The following is a 12,172-nucleotide window of genomic DNA, read 5'->3' as shown; positions in this document are numbered from 1 at the left end:
CGGCTTTGCAAAACACTGAAGATCTTCTTTACAAACTATTAGCAGGCCAGCTGAAATCTATCGGTTTTTTTACAGAAAACAATACTCAGCCGGTCTTACAGGATTTTTACGGAAGATGGCTTGAAGAAAGCATCTCAATCTTAGTGCGAAACGGTTTTCTCAAACAGTCCGAGAATACGTACGTTTTAACGAAACCGATAGAACGTGCGGATGTACTGTGGAAAGAATGGGATGAAAAGAAAACTCCTTTACTCAAGGACAGTAATAAACAGGCGATGATCATTTTAGTAGAGACAGCCCTCAGAGCTTTGCCGGATATTTTATCCGGCAGAGTTTCTGCAACTGATATTCTGTTTCCCGATTCCTCTATGAATCTAGTAGAAGGAATTTATAAGAACAATACAACCGCAGATTATTTTAATGAAGTGCTTGCCGACACACTGACTGCCTTCATTGAAGAACGGGTGAAGGAAGACCCGGCGGCTGAAGTTCGGATATTAGAAATCGGAGCGGGAACGGGCGGAACAAGCGCAGCGGTTTTCCAAAGATTAAAAGAATACAAACACCATGTAAAAGAATATTGCTATACCGATTTGTCTAAGGCCTTTTTAATGCATGCTGAAAAAGAATACGGCCCTGATAATCCGTATTTGACCTATAAGCGATTTAATGTGGAAGAGCCTCCCGCCCTGCAGGAAATAGAGGCGGGGGCATATGACGCGGTGATCGCGGCAAATGTGCTTCATGCAACGAAAAATATTCGGAAGACGCTGCGCAATGCCAAAGCAGTGTTAAAAAAGAACGGTATTTTGCTTTTGAACGAAATCAGCAGCCATTCGGTCTATTCTCACCTGACATTCGGCCTTTTAGAAGGCTGGTGGCTCTATGAAGATGGTGAATTGCGCATTCCCGGATGCCCTGGCTTATATCCCGAAGCCTGGCAAAACGTGCTGGAAAGCGAGGGATTCCGGTACGTGACATTTATGGCAGAATCGTCGCACCAGCTCGGCCAGCAAATCGTGGCCGCTGAAAGTGACGGGATAATCAGGCAAAAGCAGCCGGGTGTGCAGGCGGTTGAAGAAATCGCAGCCTCCGCTGATCAGGTCCAATCTTCTGAACTTGGTCTGTCAGTCACAGACCAAACGATTCAATTTATAAAAGAAACGTTAGCAAAATCGATAAAGCTTTCTCCAGAACGTATTCACGATGAAACCAGCTTTGAAAAATACGGAATCGACTCCATTTTGCAGGTGAATTTTATCCGTGAGCTGGAAACATTGACAGGCGAGCTTCCGAAAACGATTCTTTTCGAACACACGAATACAAGAGAGCTTGCCGCATATTTACTTGAAAACGTTCCGGATAAGCTGCAAAAGGCGTTTGTTACAGAAAAAGCGCTTCCTGAAAAAGAGAAAACGGAACCGGTTATCAAGAAAGAAGCTCCTCCTGCCATTGAAGCGCGGCGATTTATAAAAGAAGAGCCAAAAGCGCCCAAGCCGGAATCGGCATCGGTTCCTGCCGCCCGCTCAGATCGTGAGGACATTGCCATTATCGGCATAAGCGGCCGCTACCCGTTATCTGAAACGCTTGATGAGCTGTGGGAGCACTTAAAAGCCGGAGACAGCTGTATCACCGAAGCACCTGAAAAAAGATGGCAGACATCGCTTCTGAAAGCATTGGCGAAAGAAACCTCCCAAGCTGGCGGGAAAAAGCGGTACGGCGGATTCCTGCAAAATATCGACGCTTTTGACCATCACCTGTTTGAAGTAAATGAAGCCCATGTGATGGAAATGACGCCTGAGCTTCGACTAAGCCTTGAGACGGTGTGGGAAACATTTGAAAACGGGGGCTACTCTTTAGAGAGATTGAATAAATGGCAGGAAACGGATTCTGGCATTGGTGTCTTTATGGGCAGTATGTACAACCAATATTTTTGGAATATCCCGTCATTGGAGCAAGCCGCCCTCAGCTCTAACGGGGGGGATTGGCATATCGCCAACCGTATCTCTCATTTTTTCAATTTAACGGGTCCGAGCATGGGAGTTACGACCGCATGCTCCAGCTCACTGAGCGCCATTCATCTCGCCTGTGAAAGCCTGAAGCTCAACAGCTGCTCAATGGCCATCGCCGGCGGAGTGAACTTGACGCTTGAACCGTCCAAATATGATGCGCTCGAACGGGCGAATTTGCTGGAAAAAGGAAGTGAAAGTAAAAGCTTCGGAACCGGTACGGGGCTCATGCCGGGAGAAGGAGTCGGTGCGGTGCTGCTGAAGCCGCTTTCTAAAGCGATTGCCGATAATGATCATATTTACGGCGTGATTAAAAGCAGTGCTTTGTGCCACAGCGGCGGAAGGCAGATGTACACGGCCCCGGATCCGAAACAGCAGGCGAAGCTGATGGCTGCGTCCATTGACAAAGCCGGTATTGACCCGGAAACGATCAGCTATGTTGAATCTGCGGCAAACGGCTCTGTATTAGGAGACCCGATTGAGGTCATAGCCCTCACAAATGCGTTTTCCCAATATACCGATAAAAAGCAGTATTGCGCGCTTGGCTCTGTTAAATCAAATCTCGGACACCTGGAGGCGGCTTCGGGCATGTCTCAGCTTACTAAGGTGCTGCTGCAGATGGACAGAGAAACTTTAGTCCCGACGATTCATGCAAGCCCGCAAAACCCGAATATTACTCTTGACCAAACGGCTTTTTATCTTCAGGAACAAACTGAGCATTGGGAACGCCTGAAGGATACTGAAACAGGCGAAACCTTGCCGCGCAGAAGCATGATTAACTCATTTGGCGCGGGCGGGGCATATGCGAATCTTATCGTAGAAGAATATATCAGCCCGGAATCTGTTCAAGAAGCATACATCGGTTCTGAGGAATACCTTATTCCTGTCTCAGCGAAAACAAAATGGAGCCTTGAAGCATTTCTAGACAAATTACTGGCCTTTTTAGAAAAGTCACCTTCACATAATCTGGCCGGTATCGCATCCGCTTTACAAAAGAGAACGCACCATACCGAACATCGCGCAGCGTTTACGGCCGGTTCGGTTCAGGAACTGGTGAAAAAGCTGACAGCTTACCGGATGAATTCCGCGGCTGACGTTACCTCCTTTTCTGAGATCGGCAAGCGGGCGCGCCAATGGGCAGCGGGAGGGACGGTTACCTTTTATCAGGAACAGAAAGAGCACTCCATCCATCTGCCAAACTATGCTTTTGACCACCGAACGGCTTTTCATTTCGGTGATGAAGAAAGCAGCGGGTCAGATGTTTATAGATACGATGAACCGTATGTGAAAGGTCATCAGTTTAACGGCGAACAAGTGCTTGTCGGGGCTACATACGGAAGCCTGGCCGCCGATGCGTTTTATGATATCTTTCCTGAAGCGGAAGGAGGTCAGATCAGCAAATTAAATTATGTCAGTCCTGTCACCGTCAACAAAGGCGATCGTATCGAGCTTAAAACAGAATCAAGGCAAAACGGCCCGTCTGTTGAACTGAACATAATGTACCGCAGTCATACGTCACGCGATTGGAAACAGGCCGCTTACGCCGAGTGCAGTCCATATGAATTTCAGAAAAAACGAATAGATATAGAGGCCATTCAGCAGTCGTATCGTGAAATGGATCATATAGAAGACTTATATGGAGACGGAACCGGCGCCGTCAGGTGGGGCGCAGAATTTAAAACCGTCACCCGCCTTTTCAAAGGAACCGGCGCCGTTTTGGCAAGACTGAGTCTGAAGCAAAACGAATCACTCCGGGCGCATGATTATGCCATCAGCCCATTCATCGCCAACAGCGCTTACGTGGCTATTCTATCTTTATTGGATCAATCAGATGCAGGCAGCTTCTTGCCTTTTGGCATTAATTCCATTCAATTCAGCAGTCAGACAAAATTGACGGATTGCTGGCTGCACATCACGTTAGCCAAACATACGGGGGAGATGATCCTGTTTAACGCGGATGTCATCAGCGATGCATCTGAGACCGTGATCCGGTATGAAGGTTATGCTCTGAAACGGTTCCGCACGGCCGCGGATCAAACAGAACAGCCGGTTCTGGCTGACCCCAACGGTACAGGCAGACTGAGTACGGGAAGTTTGACAGACGATATCCGCCGTTACGTTATCGGAAAGCTTGCGGGACTGATGAGCGATCCGGCTGCATCCCCGCGTGCTGATGCCAATATGATGGACTTGGGAATTGATTCAGCTCGTTTAATCGGCCTGACGAAAGAGATCGAACACGACGCAAAAATAGATGTCAACCCGACATTGTTTTTCGAGTATCCGACGATAGAAGAGCTAACAGGCTACTTTGCATCCGAATACGAGGCTGAATTTTCTCAATTGCTTGATCACAAGCAGCAGGCAGAAGAGCGTATGGAACCGCAAACAAAAGCTTTGCCGGAAGAAAAACAAGCAAGACAAAATGATGCCCATAAGAAGGACGGAATGGCGATTATCGGCATGTCAGGACAGTTTCCGCAATCACCTGATATCCAATCATTTTGGGAACATGTCGTAAACGGAGACAACTGTGTTACGGAAATTCCGGAGGAGCGCTGGGATTGGCGCCGGTACGGTGCGGGTGAGGATAAATCAAGCCTGCGCTGGGGCGGTTTTATTGACGGTATAGGCGAATTTGATCCGCTGTTTTTTGGGATATCGCCTAAAGAAGCGTCACAAATGAGCCCGGAACAGTTTCTCTTGCTGACACATACATGGAAGGCTATGGAGGATGCGGGACTGACCAGTAAGGCATTATCAAACCGGCCGACTGGCGTTTTCGTTGCCGCGGGCAACAGCGATCCGAACAATGGTGCGGCAATCCCGTCCATCATTCCGAACAGGATTTCGTATGCCCTGAATTTGCAAGGGCCGAGCGAATATTACGAAGCGGCTTGTTCGTCAACCCTTGTTGCATTGCACAGGGCGATTCAAGCTATCCGCAATAATGAATGTGAGCAAGCAGTCGTCGGCGCCGCCAATATCCTGCTTTCGCCGAAGGGCTTTCTCGGCTTTGATTCCATGGGGTATTTAAGCAAGGACGGACAAGCTAAATCCTTCCAAAATGACGCTGATGGTTTTGTCAGAAGCGAAGGTGCGGGCGTCTTCATCATCAAACCGCTGCAACAAGCGATCGAAGACAGCGACCGCATTTATATGGTCATTAAAGGAACCGGCGTGTCCCATGGCGGTAAGGGAATGTCGCTTCACGCGCCAAACCCGGCCGGAATGAAGGCCGCGATGAAAAAAGCGTATGAAGGTTCTGACGTCGATCCGCGAACCGTCACATATGTCGAAGCCCACGGCATTGCATCCCAGCTTGCGGACGCGATTGAGTTCAATGCATTAAAGACGGGATACAGCGAGCTTGAAGGAGCGGAGCAAAGCAATCAAGAAGGCCAGCCTTGTTATATCAGCAGTCTGAAACCTTGCATCGGTCATGGCGAACTTGCTTCCGGGATGGCCGCTCTCATGAAGGTGGCGATGGCGATGAAAGAAAACATCATACCGGGCATTCCCGGATTTACTGCCGTAAATGATCAAATGCCGATTCAAAAGAGCCGATTCCGTCTCACTGAAGAAAATCACGAATGGAGACAGCTGATAGATCATACGGGCAGACAAATTCCGCGCCGGGCCGCTATTAACAGCTATGGATTCGGCGGCATAAATGCGCATGTGGTGTTGGAACAGTACAGCCCATCTCCAAAAGAAGCGGAACGAAAGCCAGAGCCTCAGCTTATCGTACTTTCTGCCAAGAGTGAAGACCGGCTTAGAGAAGCTGCGCGTCAAATGGCTGATTTTGCGGAGAAAGAGGAAGTCCCTTCATTCCGGTATCTCGCTTATACACTCCAAACCGGCCGCGATGCTATGAATTGCCGGCTGGCATTGGTCGTCCGCAATCAGGATGAACTGCTTCAGGGGCTGAAAGATTACGAAGAAGCATCTGATGAAAACGATGTGCTCCGAAGCTCCGTTCCCGCCTTTATCGGCAGTCAGAAGACGGGTTTAGGGGATATCGGCGCCTTATTAGAAGGAACCCTCGGCAATGTCGTTATGGAGACACTCTTAGCAGAAACCAATTTAGAAAAACTGGCATTTTGCTGGGTCAGAGGTGCGGACATCCCTTGGGAACGGCTTCATCAAGGCAGACACGTTCAGCGAATCTCGCTGCCGACGTACCCGTTTGAAAAAAACAAATATTGGCGCGGGTTTGAAACGGAAGACATCGAAGTTTCGCCGGCTGCAAAAGAGCCTGTTTCCAAAAACGGAGCTCTGCGTCACATTTTAGCCGACATATTAGGGATGAACACGGCAGACATCCATCCGCAAAAGCCTTTGGCTGAATACGGTTTTGATTCAATCTCTTGTATTCAATTGCTGCAAAAGCTGGAGGCGTCTGCTGATCGGCGCATCAGTCTAGAAGCGCTTCAGAAGTGCAGCACGCTGGAGGAAATGACTGTTCTGGCAGCATCAGATCATCAGCAGGCTTCATCAAGAGATCTCCACAGGAAGTTTTCTGAGCTTGTTCATTTAAATGAGAGGGAAAAAGGCCGGCCCGTTTTTTGGTTTCACGGCGGAACGGGCGGCGTTGAAGCGTATCAGCCATTCGCCAAAAAGAGCCAGCGCCCTTTTTACGGCATTCAGGCAAAAGGTTTTATGACGGAGGAAGCGCCGCTGGAAGGAATTGAAGAGATGGCCGCTTATTATATGAACATCATTCAAGCCGTACAGCCGAAAGGCCCTTACGATCTCGGCGGATATTCCTTAGGCGGAATGCTTGCATATGAAACGGCTCGCCTGCTGCAGGAAGCAGGGCATGAGGTGAAAAGCATCGTCATGGTCGATACACCGTACAGCACAAAGTGGAAAGAAGCAAAACCTTCATTAAAATCAGTTATGCTGCAAACGGTGAATACGATGCTTACGGCATTTCTCAAACCGGAAAAACCGGAGGAAGCATTGATCAGCCGGGAAGAAATCAGTGTACAGGCAGAGGAAGAAGACTTTTTGAAAGAGCTGATAGGGCTGGCGAAAAAACGCGGATTGCCAAAATCAGAAGAAACCATCCGTATCCAGGTTGAGCAAATGATAAACACCCAGCTCGCTTACGGAATGGAGGAGTATATCATTAAGCCTTTGCCTCATCCCGAAGCGCCGCAATGCTACTATTTCCGTAATAAAAGCGGCTTGTTTCTCGGCGGTCTTGAACGCTATTTGACGATTCAGGATGACCAAATCTCATTAGACCATGAGGCCTATTGGGAAAATTGGGAACGGCAGATGAAACAGTTTCATCTATTAGATGTCCACTCGTCCAGCCATGTGATGATGCTGTCAGAAACAAAGCCGCAAAACGCCATAAAGGCTTTTTGTGAAAAGCTGTATGCGAACAAAGGCACAATAAGTGCAAATTTCCTCAAATCGTTCAGAAAAAAATTCGAAGATACAAATGAATTAGTGAAGCGTTAATATGAAAAAAAGACCGCCAGCATCCCGGCGGTCTTTTTTATTCAAAATAAACTAAACGTATCATGTACTAAATATTCATAGTGAACATTTGATTTCGTCATTAAGAAATACGGGAGGTTTTCGTTTTATAGTGTAACAGGCAAGGTCTCAAGCCCCCTTAAAAACACATTTTTTCTCCATTTGATTTCCTCATGGGCAATATTCAGCTCGATATTCGGGAACCGCCTTAAAAGCGCGGCAAACGCAATCGCCGCCTCCATTCTGGCCAGCGGAGCCCCGAGACAAAAATGGATGCCGAATCCGAAAGAGATATGGCGGTTCGGCGTTCTTGCTATATCTAACGTCTCGGGATCATCGAAGTATTCCGGATCTCGATTGGCCGAACCGATTCCGATAAAAATCATGTCGCCTTTTTTAATAGAGGCTCCTTTATAAGTGAAATCCTCAATTGCCCAGCGATTCGCCATCATGACAACAGGGGAGGTATACCGCAAAAGTTCCTCGACCGCCGTATTGATCATCCCTGGCTGCCGCTTTACGTTTTCTAATTGGTCTTTGTGCAAAAGAAGCGCCAAAGTGCCTGAGCCGAGAAGATTAACCGTTGTTTCAAGTCCGGCGACAACTAATAAAAACAGCATGGAATATAATTCTGTCTCGCTTAGCTTTTGGCCGTCCTCTTCCGCATGAATGAGCTTGGTCGTCAAATCATCCGCCGGATTGGTTCTTCTTTCTTGGATAAGTGTTTTAATATATTGCTTAAACTCTCTGAGCGCCTGATTGGTCGCTTCTTGTCCGCTTTCTGACGTGTCGACCATCGCGTTGGTCCACACTTGGAACTTGGCGCGGTCCTCTTTAGGAATACCGATCAGCTCGGAGATGACAATGAACGGAAGCGGGGCCGCGAAATCTCTCATAATATCGGCGTCTGCTTTTTTTTCCATGTCATCCAATAGTTCTTCCGTGATCTGTTCAATACCTGTGCGCAGCTGTTCAATCATCCGGGGGGTGAACACCTGATGCACCAAAGAGCGCAGGCGGCTGTGATCCGGCGGGTCTTTTGCGAGCATATGATCTGAAACAAAGTCAATATCCTCGCTGACATTCAGCTTTGCGATCTGTTCCTTCGGCATCACTCGTTTCACATCTCTGGTGATTCTGCTGTCTTTTAAAAATGCCATACAATCATCATAACGCGTAATTAACCATGCCGGAAATGCGCCGCCGAAACGGTGTAATTCGAATTTATGTATAGGGTCTTGCTCTCTGAACCTGCCTAATACCGCAAAAGGGTTTTCGTTAAACTCAGATGACTGTGGATGAAACATTAACTTTTCCATCTTGACTTCCCCGCCTTCCTGTTTTTAAAAGACATCACTAAGCAGTTTCAATCATTGAACACACGTGCCCGGGTGAACATTCCTCCTTTCACGTGCCGGAAACCTAAAGTCTGGTTACATCGGCTCATGAGTATGTCTAAAACTATATATGGAAAGATAGAGGGATTCAATAGACAAATCATAAAGATCCCATTTTCGTTGATTATCAACAAAACATGAAATTTATTCTGGTATGTAACCATTTATAACATGGCGGCCTAATAAGGTATGGTTTATCGTTCAGTAATCAAATCTCCGGCATTGCCGGAGATTTTTTTATGTCAGCTGGACATTAGAAACGGCAAAGAGTAAACTTATATGTTGGAATCGGCTGAGAAAGGATTGGATCACATTGACCGTCTCTGCATATCGAAATATTACGCTTTTACTTCTTTGTATGACTGCGGGAATTGTGGATGTGATTGGCTACTTAAGCTTGGGACATGTATTTACTGCCAATATGACAGGGAACATCGTGCTTCTCGGCTTAGCGATCGGCAATTCATTGCAGCTGACGGTACTCAAATCTCTCGCTTCCTTAATTGGATTTATTCTCGGGGTTACTGCGGCAGCTGCGCTTGTCGGCAATAAACAGAAAGCATTCTGGCCGCCTGCCGTGACGGCTGCTTTGGCGATTGAAGGAGCTGTTTTGCTTTTATTCGCTCTGTTTTCTTATTTTTTCGCGGGCGATGTATCAGTATATGTGCTGATCATGCTTCTCAGTTTTGCGATGGGAATGCAGACGACTGCTGCGAGAAAGCTTGGCGTAGCGGGTATTTCCACGACGGTTTTAACCGGGACGCTTGCCAATTTCTTTGAAGATCTCACCGGGAGATTCTATAAAGCGGGAGACCGGAGGCGTTTTACAAGAGATGCTGTTTTACGCGCGCTTGCCCTAGTGCTGTATTGCTTCGGGGCAGTGATCGGCGCCTTTGCCGAACCGGATTATAAATTTGCGATCATCTGGCTTCCGATCGTCATCATTTTAGGAATTATCACTTGCGCCATCACAAAGTTCCACGCTTATACGGAAGAAAAAGCCTAATAACGAAAAAAAACGCCCTGAATAAGCGGCGTTTTTTTATTATTGCTGCCGGTAAGTGCCGATTGTATAAACGGCGCGGTCCGTATGTACCTTTAATCCGTCATGTTCCTGCTGTATTTTAATGTCACCGAGTAAAGGAATTTCATACGCGTCTTGAGGAAGGGGGACATTACCTTCTTCCGTATAGGTCGTTCCCTGACCTTTCAGCACGAGTTCTTCCTCTGCTACATAATCATCAGGATGATTTGTTTTGCGGATGAGCACGTCATCAAGGTGAAGCATGATTTGGTCCAAGTCGGAAATCTCGTTCCGGCTGTCTGTCAGCTCGCCTTTTCTGATATCAAGCGTCTGCCCGATTTGTTGTTTCAGCCATTCAGACAGTTCGGTGTTTGTAAGTGCCATTGCTATTCCTCCTTTTGCTCTACACCATACTTATTCCCTATTCTTTTTAGAATTACACCGTTTGATATTTATCTTTTTCCAGCCTGAGGTTCTAAAGATTTTCCGAGTTTTTTCATTATAATTGTTTTTCGATCTGAATGGCAAAAACACGGAACCATCTGCTGATGCAGGCGAGTCCGTGTTTGCATGCTAAAAAGCTTACTCCTTCGGAACGGCATTTTCTGCGTTCACTGCACCCGCCCCGTAAATGTTCGGGTCTTCGTTTGTCCATTTATCAGCGCTTTGTTTCATAAGTGCTTTTACTTCATCAGGTGCAAGCTTTGGATTCTGCTGGAGGATTAACGCGGCGATGCCGGCACAGATCGGCGTGGCCATGGATGTGCCGGACAAACTAAAATAAAATGACCCCACGCGGCTTGATTTTTGTAATTTATCAAGGTATGACCGGGGGGAACGGAGGGAAATAATATCCACGCCGGGTGCGAGAATATCAGGCTTCTCTTTCCCGTATACAGTCGGGCCGCAGCTTGAAAAGGCAGCAATTGTATCGTCTTCATTGCTTGCCGTCCCGTTGTCATCGTAGGCACCGACGGTTATGACCTTTTCACTGACACCTGGGCTTGAAATCGTTTGTGCCTCAGGACCGGAGTTGCCGGCAGCGACACAGACGACGATCCCTGCGTTCCATGCCTCTTCGACAGCCCTGACGAGCGGATCATCTGTTTCTTTGTCATAACGAAGCGCTTCACCGCCGAGAGACATGCTGATGATGTGTATCGGTTTCTCGGTGTACTTTTCATTGTAATGAATGCACCATTCTACACCCTCAATGATGTCAGCTAATGTTCCGGACCCTGATTTGTTTAACACTTTCACCCCGATAAGGTTTGCTTCAGGCGCCGGCCCCCGGTATTTCCCTGAAGATGAAGCGCCACTGCTTGCGATATCACCCGCGCAATGTGTGCCGTGTCCGTTGTCATCATATGGCTCCGTCCTTTGATTAACAAAATCCGCAAACGCTGTAATTCTGCCTTCTAAATCAGGATGCTGATAGATTCCGGTATCGATGACGGCGACGTTGACTCCTTTCCCTGTTAAGGCGGTTCCGTTTCTTTTGACTTCCTTTGCATGGACTGATTCTGTTGCTGTATCCAGGAGCGCTTTTACCTCCCGGTTTAAATAAACTTTACGGATATCCTCACACTGTGAAAGGAGCATATGAAGAGCGGTTGGAGTGACATCCGCGCTGCAGCAATTGATTTTATGAAACCTCTTTTTGATTTTGGAGCGTTTCTCATTCAATAAAACCTGTCCGGCTGCATGATAACCGGTTTCATGTCGGCCTTCTTCAAATTCAATAATGACCGACATCTTCTTTCTGTTTTTTAACTTCGCTTCGAAAAAGCTGTGTAAAAAGCAAGGTGTCCATTTGAAGGGTTTGTATAACTGTAATACATTTTCCCTGAGCGGCCAGTCAAGCTTGTGAGCATTTGACCGCACCATTTGAACCATCGAGTAACCAAACATATATATGTTTCCTCCCATTCTGGCGATTCTCTTTATACCTTATGAACAGGCAGTATGTTTGGTCAGTTTGTTTGTCCTTCATAGCAATGGTTAAAATGCGGTTTTTAAGAGAGATAGTGAGAAACAAATATTCGGCTGAAGCGAAGGAGGAGATAGTCAAAGAAGACATTCCTGCTTTCGATTGATATTATTATATATATGAAAAAGACGGTAAAGGGATTGAAGAGGGAGTAAAGGCGTTGTGCTGTATGAAAAACAATCTATTTTTTCCTGCGTTATTCATTTCTGAGGATGCATTTTCAGCAAAACTGCACGGCTGTAACCTGCTGCCCTCATAA

General features: G+C 47.1%; 5 protein-coding genes. 2 read left to right on the top strand and 3 right to left on the bottom strand.

The genetic code is table 11. The features are described from left to right. Positions 1 to 5 precede the first annotated feature (5 nt). Positions 6 to 7,484 carry a beta-ketoacyl synthase N-terminal-like domain-containing protein gene (locus tag KY305_RS17180; protein WP_223063574.1) on the top strand — a complete coding sequence of 2,493 codons (7,479 nt, stop codon included), beginning with the start codon at positions 6 to 8 and terminating at the stop codon, positions 7,482 to 7,484. A gap of 125 nt (positions 7,485 to 7,609) precedes the next feature. Here KY305_RS17180 and KY305_RS17175 read toward each other — a convergent pair whose 3' ends face one another. Further along, positions 7,610 to 8,821, bottom strand: coding sequence for a cytochrome P450 family protein (locus KY305_RS17175; protein ID WP_223063573.1), 1,212 nt, complete (start codon positions 8,819 to 8,821; stop codon positions 7,610 to 7,612). A gap of 391 nt (positions 8,822 to 9,212) precedes the next feature. Here KY305_RS17175 and KY305_RS17170 point away from each other — a divergent pair, with 391 nt between their 5' ends. Further along, the gene (locus KY305_RS17170) at positions 9,213 to 9,905 is read left to right on the top strand and encodes a YoaK family protein (protein ID WP_223063572.1); all 693 of its coding nucleotides are present in this window, start codon (positions 9,213 to 9,215) and stop codon (positions 9,903 to 9,905) included. Positions 9,906 to 9,944: 39 nt separating this feature from the next. Here the strand turns inward: KY305_RS17170 and ymzB are convergent, their stop codons facing one another. Both ymzB and aprX read right to left on the bottom strand, forming a co-directional pair. Next, positions 9,945 to 10,307: a protein YmzB gene (gene ymzB / locus KY305_RS17165; protein ID WP_223063571.1), complete on the bottom strand. Its 363-nt coding sequence runs from the start codon at positions 10,305 to 10,307 to the stop codon at positions 9,945 to 9,947. Positions 10,308 to 10,505: 198 nt separating this feature from the next. Further along, positions 10,506 to 11,834 carry a serine protease AprX gene (gene aprX, locus KY305_RS17160; protein WP_223063570.1) on the bottom strand — a complete coding sequence of 443 codons (1,329 nt, stop codon included), beginning with the start codon at positions 11,832 to 11,834 and terminating at the stop codon, positions 10,506 to 10,508. Between the last annotated feature and the right edge of the window lie 338 nt (positions 11,835 to 12,172).

This window comes from Bacillus sp. YC2 (genome assembly GCF_019891195.1).
GTDB lineage: Bacteria > Bacillota > Bacilli > Bacillales > Bacillaceae > Bacillus.
This window is presented reverse-complemented; position numbering and strand designations above follow the sequence as displayed.

Coding starts and splice junctions, on each gene's coding strand:
- aprX (WP_223063570.1), bottom strand. CDS start 11,834: ATGTTTGGTTACTCGATGGTTCAAATGGTGCGGTCAAATGCTCACAAG.
- KY305_RS17175 (WP_223063573.1), bottom strand. CDS start 8,821: ATGGAAAAGTTAATGTTTCATCCACAGTCATCTGAGTTTAACGAAAAC.
- ymzB (WP_223063571.1), bottom strand. CDS start 10,307: ATGGCACTTACAAACACCGAACTGTCTGAATGGCTGAAACAACAAATC.